Source organism: Cellulophaga sp. (assembly GCF_039943695.1).
GTDB lineage: Bacteria > Bacteroidota > Bacteroidia > Flavobacteriales > Flavobacteriaceae > Cellulophaga.
Genome location: NZ_JBDVAA010000182.1, coordinates 1 through 19,589 on the forward strand (window position 1 = coordinate 1; position 19,589 = coordinate 19,589).

Here is a 19,589-nt window from a genome sequence, read left to right on the forward strand (position 1 = left end):
TACACGGCAAATTAGGTAGTGTTTTAGTAGTTAATACTACAGAGAATACTGCTGCTTATGTAAAAGACATACAGCACGTGCGCAGAAGAGAAACAATTGCAATGACACCTGCAAACTCGCTTTTAGCTTTAAACTCACTTACAGCAGAAGCAGAGTATGTATATGAAGAAGAAGATATAAAGGCAGATAAGGCAAGTGTTTTAGCATCTATAAAAGACATTACCCGCGCAAGTACCAAACCATTAGTAGCCTCTAGCGGATTATCTATACAATATGCCATTTTAATGGGCTTGGTTAATAATGCGTTAGAAAACCATAAAGGAAAAGCTATAAAAATTATTGTACCACCAAACTGTTATGGCGGTACAAATGACCAGGCTAGGAGAGTAGCAGCTTGTTTACAAAATGTTGCTATAGTAGATTTGCCTGTAGATGGTGATAATGATATGGTACAAAGCGTACACACTGTTTTAGACGCTATTGCAGCAGAGGATGCAGTGCCTTTAATTATAGCAGAAATACCAACAAATCCACGTGTAGAAGTTCCAGATTTAATTGCGTTAAAAGATGCATTAAGCAAGGAGCGTAAAACACCATCTGGAGCAATAGCAATAGATCCTGTTTTTATATTAGATCAGACATTTTGCCCTAACGTACACTTTTTAGGAGAAGATGATGTATTATCTTCTGTTAGAATAATTTCTTTTGCAAGTGGCTCTAAATTTCCTAGTGGAGGAAAATGCACAGCTGGTTACTGTGTTGGTAATACTAAGGCAGCAGACTTAATGGAGAAAATAGAGTTGCATTTAACGCTTTGTGATAATGAAGCAACGGCATTGCAGTATAGTATATTGGCAGAACAATTGCCAAGTATGAACCAGAGAATTGCAGATGCGTATACAAATACGCGCGACTTTGTAAACTTTATACACGCTAATTTACCAGGAGCAAAAATTAACTTTGTGTCTAAAGAGTTAGCATCAGAAGGCTTTACACCGTCTGTTTTTTCTTTAGACCTACCAACAAAAGGTAATACAGAAGAAGAAAGAGAAACATACAAACGTGCATTAAATTTAAAACTGATTAATTTAATGATAACTAAAATACCAAACGAGAGTAAGTTTTGTGTTAGTTACGGACAATTAAAAGGGTGCTACTGGACCATACCAGCAACCTCTACACAAGGAACAACAAAAGAAGGTGATAAAGATTATATAGTACGTGCATCTTTATCTCCTAATTTAGACTTAGACCTACACAAACAAGTGTTTTTAGAGTTTGTAGCATCAATATAAAAACAGTTTAAAAACACATATATAAATCGTAAATTGAGAATTGTCTTAAGGCTTTCTCAGTTTACGATTTCGTTTTTTAATCAATGAATCTCAAAGTATCGGGACTTAAATAATTAATAGTATTAATTGAAGATAAATTTCACAATGTGTTCGTGAGTCTAGATTTTTTGGGATAGCTCACAAGATTTTTATTGTTTTTAAAGGAGTTCGTGAATCTATATTGTGATTTGCCTAGTGGCAATCTCAATCTGCGATTTCGTTTTTTTATCAATGAAAAAAATGAACAAAAGCCTGTTTTAAGGCAATGCCTCTTTTACAAACATTATTCAATAACACTAGCCAAATAACTAGCATCTTTTTGCACACCACCTAAAGTAGCAGAACCACGCGTATACATCCACGGCAAGCCAATAAAGTACAAGCCTTTAATATTACTAACACCACGTTTGTTTTTTGGGTAATTATCAGCATCTAATTCCAAACCTTCAATCCAGTTAAAATTAGGACGGTAACCCGTTGCCCAAACAATATTTTTAATGGTAGAAACCTTCTTTTTCTCAAAAAATAACATTTCGTTTAAAGCATCATTAGTTCTACCTACAGGAATAACGTTTTCTCTAGCTAAAATTTCTTTTACATTAGTGCCAATTACAGGTTGTTTGGCAGCATTTATACGCTTACCTAGCCAACTATATTTGGTAAAACTTAAAAAACCGGTAACTGTAAACCACCACCAAATGGTTTTACCTAAAAATTGTTGCGGAATAGATTTTACAGTGGTATCACCAGAAAAATAAACAGTTCTAGAACCATCTTTAGAGAGTTCGTTTAAAATTTGGTAACCAGAATCTCCTGCACCAACAACTAAAGCATCTCCGTTTTGTAATTGTTCTGGTGTTTTGTAGTAGTTGCTATGCATTTGTAATATGCTGTCTGCAAGTTTTGTATGGCAGGGCGGAGTGTACGGTATATGAAAAGGTCCAGTAGCAACAATAACATTTTTAGCTCTAATTTCTCCGTCTTTATGCGTAATAAAAAAACCTTTATTGGTTTTACGCACCGCAGTAACTAGAGTATTTAATTGTACCGGAATATTATACTCTTGCACATAAGTTTTAAAGTAATTAGCAACTTCAAACTTAGAAGGATAGTGCCCCTTAGGCGCATCAAATTTTAAACCAGGCAAATTATTGTAGGCTGTACAGGTAAAAAGCTTTAAAGAATCCCATCTGTTTAGCCAAGATGCACCAATTTGGTCTTCGCCATCTACAACTAAGAAATTCTTATTCATTTTTTTTAAATGATACGCCATAGCTAATCCTGCTTGTGCACCACCAATAACCACATAATCTAACATTAAATTGCGTTGTTTAATTTGTACAAAAGTAGCAACATTTGCAAGACCAACAAGGAAGTGCGTAGTAAAGCTTAAAACAATTACTTGTGAACAAATAGTATAGCATAAGAAATTAAAATTATAACTATCTATAAAATAAAATATGTCTAAAAATACTACGTTAATTAAAAAAGTAGCACGAAAATACTTTTTGTGCTTACGTTTATAGGTTCGCTATTTTAAACTGTAGACTTTAAATGTAATTTTAGCTTATAAATTATTAGATAATTAATTAGTAAACGTATGGGTTGGGATATAAGTTATCATCCAATTAATGAAAAGCAAATAAACAGTTGGTATTTTGATGTATTAGATAACCAAAACTTAATAAATACACTTGCAGAAGAACATAGTCTAGATGATTTTTACAAGGATAAATATATAGATATTATAAAAGTTGCATTAGAAACGAGTAAAGAAGATAGTTTTGATATGACACACGGCTATTATGTAGCTGTTGTACAGGGTTTCTTTAATAAATATTTTTACACTAGAGGAGCAGCTTTATCTTTTTTAGAACAACCATTTTTTGAAAAATACTATAAAAAATGGGATCAAATAATAGATCAAGACAAATACTCAAACAACATAAGCAATAGTATAAGTACTAATTATAGTTCTGGTGTTTATATACCAGCTAATATGGTTGTTCAGTTGTTACAGGATTATGATACAAACGCAGAAGTTAAAAGTGAACTAGATAATTTATTTTCATATGATAGAATTATAGTTTTTTTAAAGGCTTTAAATTATGCAAAAGAACACAATTTAGGACTTTTAGAAGCAACGGAAGTTGTAGAGCCTAACCCTATGGATTTAAATAAATCGGCTTGTTATTCTAATCTGTTTAACTGTGATCTAGAAGGTGCGTTGCTATACCAACAAGCAGCACTAGAACAACTTGCAGAAATAGAAAAAAAGGAAGGTTTGCCAGAGGGTCATATCTCATCTAAGGCAGAGTATGAGGTTACTAATATAAACCCAACAGAGGTAATTAACCCAAAAGAAGAAAAAGTAAAAAAGAGTTTTTGGAAGCGATTATTAGGTAAGTAGCCAATTGTAAGATTAATTAAAATTAAATAACCATATAAAGAAAAAATTATGTTAGAAAGATTACTATTAAAGCATTTAACTAAAAAAGGAAAAATAGGGTATTTTGTAGGTGTAGTGGTATTATTTGCCTTGTTGGCAGTTTACCTTTTTGGAATAGAAGATTACAGTATGGATCGTGGGCGTAACCCATTTTTTATAGGAATGATTATCATAAACCTATCTTGGGCAGGTGTTTCTTATGCTTTATGGAAAAAACCTAAAGAAGAAGAGAGTACAACTACTAAAGAAGAAGTTTTAAATAAATAGAACACAACAGTACTTAATTTATATTATAAACCTCAAAACAACATATTTTTGAGGTTTTTTTATTCTAGAACTAGTAGTAAGGAGTAGACAATTTTTCTATATTTATGAGCTAAACAACCACTAAAGCATTAATCATTACTAATGAGTTTATACTCTTTATACCCTAAGTTAAAATTAACACACCAAGATTATCTGGACTATAACACCTATTTTGTTAAACATACTAGTGACAGGGTTTCAAAAAACGACATTGAGTCTAGGTTGCGTTTTATAGCAGATAGTTACAACAAAAAACACGCTTTGCTAAGTGATGAAGCTATTTTGGCCATTAATAATAGAGTAAAGAAAAAACTAAAATCAGAAAAACGCATTTTTTTATCATTTGCCTTTGCTGCTATGGTATTGTTGTATTTTGGAATTAAATATTTAAAACCAGTTATAGGAGTAAGTGTTTATTATAATGTACCTGTGGTTGGTAATAATCCTTGGGAAATTATTCTTGTTGTGCTTATATTTTTATGCGCTTGGTGGTACGAGAGAAAGAATTATAAAAACAAACTTATAAGTGGCGTAAAAAACCAAATTATAGCAAGTGTAGAGACGTATATTGCTTCATCAGAATACCGTAAACAGCAACACAGTAACAAGCAACAGCATAAAGTAACTAAAAGTCGTAGATGGTAATTGGTTACACTATCTACTAAAAATACCCTGTGGTAATAACTTTTAATTTATCTATTGAGTAAGAAAATCAGTGTTAAGGTTTAGTGTTTTTATTTTGTAGATTTATTAGATTGCTTAATTTTCTCCCATTTCTGCTTGGGTAATATTGGTAAACGTTGGTAAACCTTCTGTAATACTACCAGCACCTTTTTTGTTTATTTTAAAAGTAACGTCTTTTGTAGTTGTAAAAAGTAATACCGAAAAAAATGAAGTTCTTAAGTGCTTTTGTATTATTGGAAAAGCCTCTTCTAATGTTAGTTTTTTTTCAATATCCTCGGTTTCTCTAGATCTGTAACGTAATTTAAGTAATACCATAAATCCGTCATCAGCATATACAGGACGCACAAAAATATTTTTTAAGTCTGGCTTACCAATAGTTTTAGCCATAGTTAATTTTGCAAAACGGTTTTCTTCAACACTCTCTTTTACTTGTTCCCAAAACTGAACAAAAACATCATTATACGGCATAAATTACAGCTAAAATTATAAGTTATTTAGGGTGTCAAAAGTACTACATATAATTCAATTCATAAATCTCAAATCATTATTAATAGCAGAATAATTTACACGCTTCTTTTTGTTTCACAAATGATTTAAGTCATATTATAAACAAATTTGCATACCTACTTTTACTACAAAATAAATTAGTATGAGCATTTTTAGAAACAGACCACAAGACAACTACATTAACGAGGCTAACTGGCAAGAGCTTTACACTTTAACAGAACATTGGAAATCTGACCTATTATTTTATAAAGACGATTTAAGATTTTTACATCAACTAATTAAAAAATATTTAGTGTGGATTTCTAAAAAAGAGAATTTAGATTTGGTTAAAGAAATTGAAGTTAGTTTGTTAGAAGTAGACCATCAATGTACCTCATTATTGGAGCGTACCACAAAGCATTTACATCATTTAACAGAGCTTATAGAAAACCCTTTTGCTTACGATTCTCATAAATTTAGAACAGAACACGGAGTTTTAGAGGACGATTTATCAAAATTTGTAAAAGACTTTAGAAAAAACAGAAAAGAAGTTTTTAGCATTACAGAATATATTATAGATGGTGAGCAATTGGTAAGGCAGTACACAGATTTGGCAGACTAATTAGTAATTTAAAAAGTAACAAGCTATGAAAAGTGTAGATGACATTTTAAAAGAAATTACAGATATAACTACAGAGATAGAGACCAATTACCCAGAGCTTTATCGTAATTTAGATGAAAACCCTATTACGCTTAAAGAAAATCATAGTTCGCATTTAAACAAAAAAGCGCTTCAAGATTATTTAGAGCGTTTAAAGCAACTATTAAAACATCATACCTAACAAATATGGTATAACTAATAAAGACAAAAATATGGGAGAAATAGCTACGTCTAATAGGCAAATTACATTGTATTATAGTTCTGAGTCTATTAGGGCAAAACAAACCTTAGCTTATGCAAAAACAGAAGGTTTTATAGTGCAAGAAGTAGACATTTTAAAAGAAAAACTTACTGGCATACAAATTATAGAGCTGGCAGATAGGTTACACATAACGGTTGCAGATTTGGTAAACCAGCAGCATCCTAAGTACAAGAAAAATTTTGAGCCTCATAACTTTTCTACCAACGATTGGATAAAGATGATACAACACAACCCTACTATAATGAAGCAGCCCATTGCTTTAAGAGGAGATATTACCATTTTAATAGAGACACCTACAGACATTCTTAAAATTTAACGCATTTTTAAATGAATTTGTATGACATAAGTCATTTTATATCTGGTATTTAGAGGTTACATTAGAGTGTAATTAAAAAACGCTCTACAATGAAAAAAATAGTTATTCCCACAGATTTTTCAGAAACAGCTATGAATGCCATAATGTATGCCATACATTTATTTAAGCATGATATTAGCCAAATAACAATAGTACACGCCTTTGCAGATGAAGTATATAAAAACACAACCACGTTAGATAGAGAAGATTTTGAGGAGTACAAAAATGCCTATCAACAAAAAATAGAAACAGCATTACAAAAAGAAGTTGCAGATATATTAGAAGCATCTCCCAACCCAAAACACAAATACACTTATGTCTCTTGCTTTGGTAGCTTGGTAGATGAAATAAACCAAATTGTAGAACAACAAAATGCAGACTTGGTTGTAATGGGCACAAAGGGCAAAACAAACAACCGCAATATAACTTTTGGTAGCAATACATTGCAAGTTATAAAATATGTAGAATGTCCGGTTTTAGCAGTACCGGTAGCATACCACAGAGAGTATCCTAAAAACATACTTTTTCCTACAGATTATATGCTGGCGTATAAACGCAGAGAGTTAAAGTTGCTAAGTACCTTGGCAAAAAACTACAGTGCAACGGTAAACTTCTTGTATGTGTCAGATTTTAAACCATCATCACACAGGCAGTTAGACAATAAAATGTTTTTAGATGCCACATTTAAAGACAACACCTGTACCAATTTAAAAACCTCTGGCACAGATATAACAGCAAGCATAAATAACACCATAGCAGCAGAAAAAATAGATATGTTAGTAATGGTAAACCGCAGACACTCATACCTAGAAAACATACTTTACAGTTCTACTATAGAAGAAATAGGGTTGCAAATTAAAATACCATTTTTAGTATTACAAAACCTTAATCGTTAGTAGTTTATAACTAATAATTATAAAAATAGGTTTGTTTTTTTATAGGTTGATGTGTTTAAGGTTTTAAAAAAGTAAGCACATATACCACAGTATTTTACAGTACCACACATTTAAAATTTTAACCATTTAAAAACCAGTTGTTATGAAAAAAAAGATACTATTACCTACAGATTTTTCGGCAAATTCTAATAACGCAATACACTATGCAATTCAGCTTTATAAAGAAGAGCAATGCGAGTTTTTTATACTACATTCTTGCTACGTACCAGGTTATGCCAAAAGCAACCTTTTAAGTTTAGATAATGTAGACCAAACTTTAACGGCAGCAAAAGAAGCAGCAGCAGAAAAAATGGAAGAATTAAAAAAACAACCTCCGTTTAACGTTACAAATACCAACCATACTTTTGAGTATCTTATAAAAATTGGCGACCTCACAGACAACCTAAAAGAGACCATAAAAAGAAATAACATTGCATTGGTAGTAATGGGTACAAGAGGAGAAACAGACAGCAAACACCTAATTTTAGGGAGTAATGCCGTAGTAACTATGGAAAAAGTTAGGGCTTGCCCAGTACTAGCCATTCCGGGGCATATTGCATACAAAGCACCATCAGAAATTGTATTTCCTACCAGTTTTAAAACAACATATACTAAGGCAGAGTTGGCAACTTTGGTAGAAATAGCAAGCCTAACCAATGCACCAATACGCGTATTATATATACAGAAAAACTTAGATTTTAGTAATAAACAAATAGAAAACAAAGCACTATTAAATACAATACTAAAACCAACAACATTTACACACCATAAATTATACAGCCAAAACCTACACAATGGCGTACGGTCTTTTGTGCAGAGTAGAGATAGCGGTTTAATAGCCTTTGTAAATAAAAAGCACAATTTTTTTGGTAGTATATTCTCTAATCCAATGGTAAAAGACCTAGGTAACAACACCAATGTGCCCATACTAGCATTACACAATTTAATAAACTAAAGCAACCCCATATATTTAGTTTAAAAGCCCTTTTTGGGCTTTTTTGTGTTTAATAGCCAAGTATATCCCTAATTTGGGTTTTTATTGCCTAAATTGTGTACAACACACAAACACTAAGTATACCCAGTACAATTATAAAGCACAATTATGAAAATAAACCTATTATCCTGTGATGCTCAAAGACCAGACAAAAGAGCTATAGCCAAATGCATAATAGAAATTTCTGCAACAGATAACTCTTTAGCCAATGAGCTAACAGAAATACTTTTAGAGGGCGATGCTGTAGACATAGAAATAGAAGATAAAAATACAGGCTCTGCCCTAAGAGCATTGCGTAAATTAGATATAGATTACGAGATTGTAGAGTAATAAAAATATTAGACACTAAAAAAGCCATTGCAAACCATTGTAATGGCTTTTTTTATGTTTTAATTTATACTAATTAGTATTGTTATTTGCGTTTGATAATTCTTACAAATACAGTTGTTTTACTAAGTGATAATGATAGTTAATACATTTTTTTATATTTTTTAAATTAGGCTATTTACTTACAACAATTGAAAAAGATAGACGTTCATAAATTTACACCTTGTAACTAAATAACAATGCAAATAACACTAATTATTGCATTTTTTATTTAAAAATAAACATAGAGGTTGTAGACAAAAAACTAAAAATTTTAAGAGTATAATCTTGAGCCAAATTTAATAATTAACCTATAATGAGTACTTTTTTAACCAAAGATGACCTTAATAATGCTATTGATGATGTAATAAGTAATGCTAAAAAGTTTATAGTAATAACATCACCTTTTATAAAGCTAGATGATCATTATAAAGAACGTTTCAATTTAATTAAAAATAATCGAAATATTTATCTTAGAATTTTATTTGGTAAAAATGAGGACAATCTTTATCGAAGTATGAAAAGTGAAGACTTAGATTACTTTAAGTCTTTTCCAAATGTATCTATTATTTATGAACCAAAGCTCCATGCTAAAAGTTATATAAATGAATCTGAAGGTATTATAACTTCAATGAACTTGTATGATTATTCTGCTATAAATAATGTTGAATATGGCGTTTACTTTACTAAAAGTAAGCTAACAGATAAGTTATATCAGGAGCATGAAGATTACCATTATGAGCTTTTAGAAGATAGTGCTCATTGCATTTACATAAAAAGACCAGTTTTTAAAACAACTCTGTTAGGACTAAGTAAAAATTATTTAAGATCAGAAGTATTACTGGACTTGTTTTCATCTTTTGACCCAAATAAAAGAGGTTATAAGCGTATTGTTTACCAAGATATAGATGTTGCGAGCTTAGATGATAACGAGGTAGTTCCTCATTTAAAAACAAGATCAGAAAAAAGAGAAGAAAAAGTTAAGAGAAACGTAAAAGTAGTTAATCCTAGACCTAATAATACTAATACAGCAACTAATAAAAAACCAAAAGGTTATTGTATAAGAACAGGTTCAGAAATACCTTTTAATCCAGAACGTCCATTTTGCTACAATGCTTTTGTAACGTGGAATAAGTACGGAGATGAGAATTTTAAAGAAAAGTATTGCCATTTCTCAGGTGAACCCTCAAACGGTGAAACCTGTTTTGCCAAGCCAATTTTAAGAAAAAATTGGAAAAAGGCTAGAATTTATATTTAATCTATTTGTCTTTACGGAAAAGCGTAAAACAGCACCAAATTTATTTCTCATATTTGGTGCTGTTTAGTTTTAAAATTTTAGCTGAATTAGATACCTTTAAAAATTAAAACAAATCAAGTTTTACAACAATGTCCGAAGACCAAAAACAACAAGTACTAAAACAAACCCTGTGGAATATTGCCAACGACCTACGTGGTAATATGGACGCAGACGATTTTAGAGACTATATATTAGGCTTTATTTTTTATAAATATTTAAGCAGAAAAATGAAACTCTACGCCAACGAAATTCTAGAACCAGATGGTTTAAGTTACAATACCGTAGAAAGTCACGAAAAAGCCGAAGAATTATTAGAAGCTATTCGTTATGAAGCATTAGACAAACTAGGCTATTTCCTTAAACCAAGCGAGTTGTTTAGCGAGCTAGCAAAACGTGGTAACTCTGGTAACAAAAACAACTTTATTCTAGGCGATTTAGCAAACGTGCTAACTAGCATAGAGCAAAGCACAATGGGAAGCGAAAGCGAAGACGATTTTGGAAACCTGTTTGAAGACCTAGATTTAACAAGTTCTAAACTAGGTAAGACCGAAGACGCCAAAAACGAACTCATAGTAAAAGTACTAACCCATTTAGACGGTATAGATTTCGACCTAAAAAACTCAGATAGCGATATCCTTGGTGATGCTTACGAGTATTTAATTGGGCAATTTGCCTCTGGAGCAGGAAAAAAAGCAGGCGAGTTTTACACACCACAACAAGTCTCTAAAATACTAGCGCAATTAGTAACCACAAATAAAACCAAACTAAAAAGCGTGTACGATCCAACCTGTGGTTCTGGTTCGTTATTATTACGTGTGGCAAAAGAAGTTAAAGAAGTAGGCGAGTTTTACGGTCAAGAAAGCAACCCAACAACCTATAACTTGTGCAGAATGAATATGATAATGCATGACGTACACTACAAACGTTTTGATATTTATAACGAAGACACCTTAGTAAACCCAAGCCCAAAACACAAAGAAGAACGTTTTGAAGCCATAGTTGCCAATCCGCCATTTTCAGCAAACTGGAGCGCAAGCCCATTATTTATGAGCGACGATAGGTTTTCGGCATACGGTAAACTAGCACCAAAATCTAAAGCAGATTTTGCCTTTGTGCAACACATGGTACACCAATTAGACGATAATGGTACCATGGCATGTGTATTACCACATGGTGTGTTGTTTAGAGGTGCAGCAGAAGGACATATTAGAAAATTTTTAATAGAAGATAAAAACTACCTAGACGCTGTAATAGGTTTGCCAGCAAACATATTTTATGGTACAAGCATACCAACCTGTATTTTGGTATTGAAGAAAAAGCGAGAGCAACCCAAAAACATACTATTTATAGACGCCAGCCAACATTACGAGAAAGTAAAAACACAAAACGTATTACAAGACCAGCATATTAATGCTATTGTAGAAACCTACAGAAACCGAGAAACCAAAGACAAATACAGTTACGTAGCCACTTTAGACGAGGTTAAAGAAAACGACTACAACCTAAACATACCACGTTATGTAGATACTTTTGAAGAGGAAGAACCTGTAGACTTAAAAGCAGTTTCACAAGAACTAAAAGCCTTGGAGGCAGACATAGCAAAGACTGATGCCACCATTGCAGACTTTTGCAAACTGTTAAACATTGAAACTCCTTTTTAATGGCAACACAAAAAGAAACGTCATTGCGAGGCACGAAGCAATCTCATGACGCCAACGATAACAACAAACAGATTGCTTCGTCCCTCGCAATGACACACGCAAGAGTACCCAAACTACGCTTTAAAGAGTTTGAAGGTGATTGGGAAAAGAAAAAATTTGGAGATATAGCTATCAAAGTAGGAAGTGGAAGTACACCAAGAGGAGGAGTTGAAGTTTATCAAAATTTTGGAATTCCTTTTATTAGAAGTCAAAACGTTGTTAATGATAGGTTAGTTTTAGATGAAACTTGTATTTCGGAAGAAATTAATTCAAAAATGAAAGGTAGTATTGTTAAGCCTAAAGATATATTATTGAATATTACAGGAGGTTCCATCGGAAGAAGTTGTATTGTTCCTGATGATTTCACAATAGGAAATGTAAATCAACATGTTTGCATCATTAGGTTAAATAAAAATAATAGTCCAAAATTTATTCAATCTTTTATTGCTTCTTATAAAGGTCAAAAGTTAATTACTCAAGGACAAACAGGAAGTGGAAGAGAAGGATTAAATTTTCAAAGTATAAGATTGTTTAATACTCATATTCCCAACCTCCCAGAACAACAAAAAATAGCCAATTTCCTAACAGCAGTAGATACCAAACTACAGCAACTCACCACAAAAAAAGAAACTTTAGCGCAATACAAAAAAGGCGTTATGCAACAACTGTTTAGCCAACAACTGCGTTTTAAACCTGATGGTGGTAGTGCGTTTCCAGATTGGGAAGAGAAGAAGCTTAAGGAATTTATTTCTGACTTTATAGTTCCAATGAGAGATAAACCGAAGGATTTGAAAGGAGAAATTCCTTGGTGTAGAATTGAAGATTTTGATGGAAAGTATTTGTTTAAATCAAAATCTAATCAAGGTGTTTCAATTGAAACTGTAAAAGAAATGAATTTAAAGGTTTATCCAATAAATACTTTATTAGTTTCTTGTAGTGCGAATCTTGGATTCTGTGCAATAGTCAAAAAAGAATTAATAACGAATCAAACGTTTATAGGTTTAGTTCCTAATCCAGATAAAATTGATGTCGATTATTTATTTCATATAATGAAATTATCAAGTAGAAGATTGAATGTTCTTTCTAGTGGTACAACAATTTCATATTTATCTAGAAAACAATTTGAAAACTTTAAAATTAATTATCCAAGTATAAAAGAACAAAAAAAAATAGCTGCTTATTTAAGTGCTATAGATACAAAAATAGAAGCAGTACAAACGCAAATAAGCAACACGCAAGCGTTTAAAAAAGGCTTGTTGCAGCAAATGTTTGTTTAAGATATGGAGAGATCAACGGTAATAGTAAATGGTGTAACTACATTAATTTCAGTTAGTAATAATAACACTTTTAATGACACTCGTTTTGAATGTAGCGTTAATGTTCCATTTAAACAAGATTCAAAAAATGCAGAACTAATTCTTGATGAATCTAATGGAGGTAGTGTATCACTCAAAGGTTACAGTATTACATTCGATGATTGTACATTCGCTGTGAGTGTCTTTATGTCTAGTGATAATAATAAAGATTGTGTAATAACTTTTTCTAATTGTATTTTCGAAAATGATGTTTTAGCAGAAGATGCTGTATTTTATGGTAAAGTAAGGTTTAGAAATTGCCATTTTAAAGGCAATGTAAATTTTAGAAATACAACCTTTAATAATCTTGTTGACTTTTGGAGTTCTACATTTTATAAACCTACTACATTCTATAAAACAGACTTTAAAGATATTATTGTTTTTTCTGCAGTTAACTTTAAAGAGAATGTTTTGTTTACATACTCTTTAATAGAAAAGTTAATGATTTTAAGAGGTACATATCCTGAAAAAGGTTTTGATATTTCTCTAGCTATCATTTCCGGAGAATTAAGCATTTTTGATTTCAAGTTTGATGACTATAGTAGTTATGGTGAAATTTATAAAGATTTAGGGAAAGAAATAGATGATAAAATAAGTTATCAAAGAGCTTATGAAGTAGTTTATGAGAAGTCAGTCTCACGAGAACATAAAATACCAATAGAGAATAAAAGAGAAACCTATAGGATTTTAAAAAACCAGTTGGAATCTCATAAAAATTATATAGACTCTATTCCATTTAGAGTAATGGAAAACAAAACCTTACTAAAGGAGTCTTGGAAAAAGCTTTGGAATGGAGTTAATATAACTAGGTCGTTTTCAAACATTATAGTGTTGTCCTTAAATGCAATTTCTAATTGGTTTGGGTCGTCTTACATTATTGGATTGCTATTTACAGTAAGCATTGCTGGATTGTTTTTTAGCTTATCGTTAAATCATATTGGTAATTATGAGTTTACATCAACAGTAAGTGATTGGGAATGGCGTTATTTTGTACAGTTTTTAAACCCAACACACAGGTTTGATTACATGAAATTAGTAGATGTAAATCCTAGACAATGGTTTTTTATTTGGGATTTTATAGGTCGCATTTTTGTTGGTTATGGTATTTATCAAACTATTACAGCTTTTAGAAAATATAAATAATGAGTTTACCAAAAGAGTTTTACATAGTAATTTATAAAGATGAATCAATTGAAAGAATTGAGAAACTAACAGATGTATTTCGAGCTGATGTTAAATTAGTTTTCAGTGCAAAATGCAGAAAAGTAACAGCTCACAATACTTTTTATAATTACGAAGTGATGAACAGTAAAGGTGTCGCTTATAAAAATAATAGTTTTACTTTTAATGGTATTAAATGCCAAATTAATAGTCAAGAACAATGGAGGTCTATAATAAAAGATAAGGGTTGTGACGTTTTATTATCTTTTGATGTAAAAGATAAATTAGGAAATATAAAAGAAATAAAATTTCATAACTCTGCTGATAAAGTATTTGCTTTTAAAGCACTACTCATGTATCTTACTTTATTAAATAGAGTTGCTACACATCAAGGTGCTTTAGAAGTTTCTAATTTGCGAAAAGAGGTCAATGATTTAAAAAGAAAGTTAAATCGATTAGAAAAATAAGGTTTATGTCAAAACAATCTGAAGCACAACTAGAACATAACCTAATTAAACAATTAGCAGGTCTAGGCTACCAAAATGTAACCATACAAGATGGAGACGCTTTAGTATCTAATTTAAAAGTACAATTAGAAGCGTTTAATAAAACGGTGTTTTCTACCAAAGAGTTTGATACTATTTTAAACCACTTGGCAAAAGGTAATGTATTTGAAAAAGCAAAAACCTTACGCGATAGGTTTAATATTACCAGAGACAATGGAGACAGTTTTTATGTACGCTTTTTTAATAAAGAGGATTGGACAAGTAATTTGTTTCAAGTCACCAATCAAATAACTCAAGAAGGCACTTATAAAAACCGTTACGATGTAACGTTGTTGGTAAACGGTTTGCCACTAGTACAAATTGAGTTAAAACGTCGTGGTTTAGAAATTAAAGAGGCCTTTAACCAGATTAATCGCTATCAACGTCATTCATTTTGGTCTAATCATGGTTTGTTTCAGTATGTGCAATTGTTTGTTATTAGTAATGGTGTAAATACTAAATATTTAGCCAATAATAAATTACAGTCTGTTAAGCAAACGTTCTTTTGGGCAGATGTAAATAATAAAAATATTACAGATTTAACAGCGTTTGCTAGTTCGTTTTTAAACCCAAACCATTTGGGTAAAATGATTGCGCAATACGTGGTGCATAACGAAACACATAAAATACTTATGGTTTTGCGTCCATATCAGTTTTATGCCACAGAAAAGTTAGTAAATCAGGTAACTACAAGTAATGACAATGGTTACATTTGGCACACAACAGGTTCTGGTAAAACGTTGACGTCTTTTAAAGCAAGTCAGATTATTATGGACTTGCCAAACGTACACAAAGTGGTGTTTGTAGTAGATCGTAAAGATTTAGATTATCAAACCATGTTAGAGTTTAATAGCTTTAAAAAAGATAGTGTAGATGTTACAGACAATACGCAATCTTTAGTGAAGCAGTTAACAGACGATTCTAAATTGGTATTAACCACAATACAAAAACTAAACAATGCCATTTCTAAAGCGAATTACGAGAAAAGCTTAACACATTTACAAGATAAAAAAGTAGTTTTTATTTTTGATGAGTGTCATAGAAGTCAGTTTGGAGATACACACAAAAAAATTACCGAATACTTTAAAAGTAGCCAACTCTTTGGGTTTACGGGAACACCAATTTTTAAAGACAATGCCTCTAAAAACGATTTAGGAAAGCGTACCACCAAAGATTTATTTGGTAATTGTTTGCATAAATACGTGATTACAGATGCTATAAAAGACCAGAATGTATTGCGTTTTGGTATTGAGTATATTGGGAGATTTAAACAAAAAGGAAATACCTTAATAGATATAAAAGTAGAAGCTATTGATACTACAGAGGTATTTGAAGATGAAAAACGTTTAGAAAAAATTGCAGATTATATAATTGCGTATCACAATAAGAAAACCTTTAGTAAAGAGTATTCGGCATTATTTGCAGTGAGCAACATTGATACGTTAAAGAAGTATTACGACATTTTCAAACGTAAAAAAGAAGCTGGCGAACATAATTTGCGTATTGCAACTATATTTTCTTACGGAACTAATGAAGATGACGAAGATGCTCAAGATTATATACCAGGAGAACAATTGCCTCAAGCAGCAGAACCGCAGGCGGAATATAAAACCAATCATAGTAGAGAAAAGCTAGATCAATACATTACGGATTACAATCAAATGTATAATACTAGTTTTTCTACAAAAGATAGTCAGCAGTTTGAAAACTATTTTAAAGACATTAGTAAGCGTTTAAAAGAACGTGAAAAAATAACGTTTCAAGACAAAGATCGTTTAGATATGGTTATTGTAGTTAATATGATGCTAACAGGTTTTGATGCTAAAAAGGTAAACACTTTGTACGTTGATAAAAACCTAAAGTACCATAGTTTAATACAAGCGTTTTCTAGAACTAACAGGATTTTTGGCGAACAGAAGTCGCAAGGAAATATTTTATGCTTTAGAAATCTTAAAAAAGCAACTGATGAAGCAATTACTTTGTTTTCTAATAAAGAAGCAATAGAGGAAATTATTTTGCCACCTTACGAAGCTATTGCAGAAAAATTTGATGACGCTTTAAAAAATCTATTAGAAATTGTGCCAACGTTTCAAGAGGTAGATAATCTACCAAGCGAAACTCAAGAGTTAGCTTTTATACAAGCCTTTAGAAGATTGCTTCGTGCTAAAAACGTATTAGAATCGTACACAGATTTTGATTGGGAAGATTTAGGTATAGACGAGCAAACCTTTGAGGGTTACAAAAGCAAGTATTTAGATTTACACGATAAGGTTAAAAACGAAAGCCAAAAGCACAAAACTTCTATTTTAGATGATATTGATTTTGAATTAGAACTCATTCATCGTGATGAGATAAACGTGGCCTACATTTTACAATTATTAGTAAAACTAAAAGATGCCAAATCTAATGCTGCAAAAGTACAGAAAAAAGCAATTATAGATATGTTATCTGGTGATGTAGAGTTACGTAGTAAACGCGAGTTAATAGAAAAATTTATAGAAGAAAACTTACCACATATTAGCGATGTAGATAACATACAAGACGAATTTGAACGTTATTGGCAAGATGAAAAAGTAGTAGCTTTAGCCAAAATATGTGAGGATGAAAAGCTAGACAAAGCACAGTTTAAAGCATTAATAGAAAGTTATACTTATAACGGTAGAGAACCATTACGAGATGATATTTTTAAATGTTTAGATAATAGACCAAGTATATTACAGGCACGTTCTATAGGAGAGCGTATTTTAGACAAAATGAAAGAATTTGTGCAAGTTTTTATTAATGGAATGACAGGGTAGTAGTTTATCATTTTAAATATGTAATTAATAAAACAACCATTTAAAACAGCAAAAGTTTAATATTTTTGCGGTATGAATAATAATTTTGTGAAAGAATACTTTGGTATAGGCATACAAAACGGTAAAACGCCAGAGAATTTAGGTGTTTTATGGCGTACAGCACAAAACTTAGGCGCTAGTTTTATTTTTACCATAGGCAACAGATATGCAAAACAAGCTTGTGACACACACAATGCGGTAAAATCTATACCGTATTACCATTACAATACGTTTAAGGATTTTAAAAATAATATTCCTGTAGGCACCAGAATAGTAGGAGTGGAGCTAGATGATACTGCGGTAGATTTAGAAACCTTTGAGCATCCTAGACGCTGTGTGTATTTACTAGGAGCAGAAGATCACGGTTTAAGCAAAGAAGCCATAGAGGAGTCGCACTTTTTAGTAAAATTTAAGTCTACCTTAAGTTTAAATGTAGCAGTTGCGGGCAGTATTGTACTTTATGACAGACAACTTGATAAACCAAGAAGTTAATTTTTATTTTTTTTGAGGTCTAAATTTTTAAGAAACAAAGAGTTATCTAATATGCTAATGAAAATTACAGAAAAAAGCACAAAATAGTTTTATAGAATAAAAAAAGGTTCTTATATTTGCACCCGCATTAAGGGAATAACCTTATGAGACACTTGGAGAAATGGCAGAGTGGTCGAATGCGGTAGTCTTGAAAACTATTGAGGGTCACACCTCCGGGGGTTCGAATCCCTCTTTCTCCGCAAACAAGCGCAAAGCTTGAAAACAAAAAACCGCAGAGTTTACTCTAGCGGTTTTTTTGATTTTAAGATTTAGGCATTTGCAAAATGCCGTAAGAGGGATAACGTAGTAATCCCTTTTGCTTGTGTTTTAGTGTAGTTTGTTAGGGTTTAATGCTTGCTAAGGATACTAATCTGGGATGCACACAGTGAATCCTAATTAATTAAGATTTTAAGATTTAGGCATTTGAAAAATGCAGTAAGAGGTATAGAGTATTTTGTATATTATTTACTAAGCTCTATTAGTTCCCATTCGCCATTGCTCTTTTTAGTTAGGTAAACATCTACATTAACATCTTTATCATTGCCAATTACTTTTATTCCTAGTAGAGCCTCACCATAGCCGTTAGTCATATTAATGCTCCCTGTTGGCATCATACCATAGTCTTTTATGCCTCCAGTTTCAGATTGAATTTCTTCATTTTTTTCAATTTCAATAATAGCAACCTTATAAGCGTCAGAGTTTTTCATTACAGAGCTAACAAAGAAAAATATAAATATAAAAAAGGTAAATCCTGTTGCTACTAATGCTATTATTCTTGGTAGTTTTGATGGTTTGTTAGGGTTTTTAACTACAATTGCTTTTGCTGTTTTATCTCCTAATCTTTTTTTATTTTGATTGGTAGCAAGAACTATAAATTCTACTGGCCAAATAACTAAAAATAAGTTTCTAGTTAATAACCTTCCAAAAGAAGGAACCTCAGAGGGGTTATTTTCATCACGAACCATAATTCCCATGATCCATTTACCAGGACTAATGCCTTTTATAGTATCTTTTGAAAAGTAAATTAATAAGCCAATAACCATAGATGGTAACATCTTAAACAAAATGTTGCTAAAATTGGTTTCGTTTATAAAATCCGACCCAAGTGATAAAAAAACAATACTTACAATTAAAAATGTGAATAAACAGTGATCAATAGCAAATGCAACTATTCTTCTTTTTCTGCTAGATAAATTATACGTGTTTTCTAAATTTTGATTCATCGGTTGGTGGTTATTATTTATGATTGGGTATGCTAGTAAATGTATAAACTATTTAAAACTAAAAAAAGAGATAATGACAATTACCTCTTTTTTTTAGAATTATAAGTT

General features: G+C 31.5%; 20 protein-coding genes and 1 tRNA gene. 18 read left to right on the plus strand and 3 right to left on the minus strand.

The window, feature by feature from the left end; all coding sequences use genetic code 11:
• A partial coding sequence (locus tag ABJD66_RS12055) for a cystathionine beta-synthase (RefSeq protein WP_348131922.1) occupies window positions 1-1,295 on the plus strand: 1,295 nt, incomplete at its 5' end.
• 322 nt (window positions 1,296-1,617) lie between these two features.
• Here ABJD66_RS12055 and ABJD66_RS12060 read toward each other — a convergent pair.
• Window positions 1,618-2,652, minus strand: a complete 1,035-nt coding sequence (locus tag ABJD66_RS12060; protein ID WP_348131925.1) for an NAD(P)/FAD-dependent oxidoreductase — start codon at window positions 2,650-2,652, stop codon at window positions 1,618-1,620.
• A 282-nt stretch (window positions 2,653-2,934) separates the two neighbouring features.
• On the opposite strand from ABJD66_RS12060, the gene ABJD66_RS12065 reads away from it, so the two are divergent.
• The 3 genes from ABJD66_RS12065 (at window position 2,935) to ABJD66_RS12075 (ending at window position 4,734) form a co-directional block, all read left to right on the plus strand.
• Window positions 2,935-3,744, plus strand: a complete 810-nt coding sequence (locus ABJD66_RS12065) for a hypothetical protein (RefSeq protein ID WP_348131928.1) — start codon at window positions 2,935-2,937, stop codon at window positions 3,742-3,744.
• A gap of 48 nt (window positions 3,745-3,792) precedes the next feature.
• A complete protein-coding gene (locus tag ABJD66_RS12070; RefSeq protein WP_348131931.1) occupies window positions 3,793-4,050 on the plus strand; it encodes a hypothetical protein in 258 nt (85 codons plus the stop codon).
• Window positions 4,051-4,191: 141 nt separating this feature from the next.
• Window positions 4,192-4,734 carry a hypothetical protein gene (locus ABJD66_RS12075; RefSeq protein WP_348131934.1) on the plus strand — a complete coding sequence of 181 codons (543 nt, stop codon included), beginning with the start codon at window positions 4,192-4,194 and terminating at the stop codon, window positions 4,732-4,734.
• 114 nt (window positions 4,735-4,848) lie between these two features.
• On the opposite strand, the gene ABJD66_RS12080 is transcribed toward ABJD66_RS12075, so the two are convergent.
• Complete coding sequence (locus ABJD66_RS12080) at window positions 4,849-5,241, minus strand: hypothetical protein (protein ID WP_100895820.1); 393 nt, start codon at window positions 5,239-5,241, stop codon at window positions 4,849-4,851.
• Between the two features lie 181 nt (window positions 5,242-5,422).
• Between ABJD66_RS12080 and ABJD66_RS12085 the strand changes: the two genes are divergently transcribed.
• The 14 genes from ABJD66_RS12085 to ABJD66_RS12150 all read left to right on the plus strand — a co-directional run bounded on the left by ABJD66_RS12085 (window position 5,423) and on the right by ABJD66_RS12150 (window position 18,458).
• Window positions 5,423-5,881, plus strand: a complete 459-nt coding sequence (locus ABJD66_RS12085; protein WP_303541764.1) for a hypothetical protein — start codon at window positions 5,423-5,425, stop codon at window positions 5,879-5,881.
• A gap of 25 nt (window positions 5,882-5,906) precedes the next feature.
• Window positions 5,907-6,101, plus strand: a complete 195-nt coding sequence (locus ABJD66_RS12090) for a hypothetical protein (RefSeq protein ID WP_100895822.1) — start codon at window positions 5,907-5,909, stop codon at window positions 6,099-6,101.
• A gap of 31 nt (window positions 6,102-6,132) precedes the next feature.
• Complete coding sequence (locus ABJD66_RS12095; protein ID WP_348131939.1) at window positions 6,133-6,498, plus strand: hypothetical protein; 366 nt, start codon at window positions 6,133-6,135, stop codon at window positions 6,496-6,498.
• A gap of 89 nt (window positions 6,499-6,587) precedes the next feature.
• Complete coding sequence (locus ABJD66_RS12100; RefSeq protein WP_348131942.1) at window positions 6,588-7,433, plus strand: universal stress protein; 846 nt, start codon at window positions 6,588-6,590, stop codon at window positions 7,431-7,433.
• 142 nt (window positions 7,434-7,575) lie between these two features.
• Window positions 7,576-8,427, plus strand: a complete 852-nt coding sequence (locus ABJD66_RS12105; protein WP_348131945.1) for a universal stress protein — start codon at window positions 7,576-7,578, stop codon at window positions 8,425-8,427.
• Between the two features lie 147 nt (window positions 8,428-8,574).
• Window positions 8,575-8,796, plus strand: coding sequence for a hypothetical protein (locus ABJD66_RS12110; protein WP_348131947.1), 222 nt, complete (start codon window positions 8,575-8,577; stop codon window positions 8,794-8,796).
• Between the two features lie 352 nt (window positions 8,797-9,148).
• Entirely contained in the window at window positions 9,149-10,090 is a 942-nt protein-coding gene (locus tag ABJD66_RS12115; protein WP_348131949.1) for a phospholipase D family protein, read from the plus strand.
• Window positions 10,091-10,218: 128 nt separating this feature from the next.
• Window positions 10,219-11,790, plus strand: a complete 1,572-nt coding sequence (locus tag ABJD66_RS12120) for a type I restriction-modification system subunit M (protein WP_348131951.1) — start codon at window positions 10,219-10,221, stop codon at window positions 11,788-11,790.
• The gene (locus tag ABJD66_RS12125; protein WP_348131953.1) at window positions 11,790-13,106 is read left to right on the plus strand and encodes a restriction endonuclease subunit S; all 1,317 of its coding nucleotides are present in this window, start codon (window positions 11,790-11,792) and stop codon (window positions 13,104-13,106) included. The genes ABJD66_RS12120 and ABJD66_RS12125 overlap by 1 nt, the downstream gene beginning before the upstream one ends.
• Before the next feature lie 3 nt (window positions 13,107-13,109).
• On the plus strand, window positions 13,110-14,327 hold the full coding sequence (locus tag ABJD66_RS12130; protein WP_348131955.1) for a pentapeptide repeat-containing protein: 1,218 nt from the start codon (window positions 13,110-13,112) through the stop codon (window positions 14,325-14,327).
• Entirely contained in the window at window positions 14,327-14,812 is a 486-nt protein-coding gene (locus ABJD66_RS12135) for a hypothetical protein (RefSeq protein ID WP_348131957.1), read from the plus strand. The genes ABJD66_RS12130 and ABJD66_RS12135 overlap by 1 nt, the downstream gene beginning before the upstream one ends.
• Window positions 14,813-14,817: 5 nt before the next feature.
• Window positions 14,818-17,688, plus strand: a complete 2,871-nt coding sequence (locus ABJD66_RS12140; protein ID WP_348131959.1) for a type I restriction endonuclease subunit R — start codon at window positions 14,818-14,820, stop codon at window positions 17,686-17,688.
• Between the two features lie 72 nt (window positions 17,689-17,760).
• Window positions 17,761-18,219: an RNA methyltransferase gene (locus ABJD66_RS12145; RefSeq protein WP_348131961.1), complete on the plus strand. Its 459-nt coding sequence runs from the start codon at window positions 17,761-17,763 to the stop codon at window positions 18,217-18,219.
• 154 nt (window positions 18,220-18,373) lie between these two features.
• Window positions 18,374-18,458, plus strand: a tRNA-Ser gene (locus ABJD66_RS12150).
• Between the two features lie 261 nt (window positions 18,459-18,719).
• Here ABJD66_RS12150 and ABJD66_RS12155 read toward each other — a convergent pair.
• Window positions 18,720-19,481 (minus strand): RDD family protein, encoded by a 762-nt coding sequence (locus tag ABJD66_RS12155; RefSeq protein WP_348131963.1) that lies wholly within the window; start codon window positions 19,479-19,481, stop codon window positions 18,720-18,722.
• Window positions 19,482-19,589 lie beyond the last annotated feature (108 nt).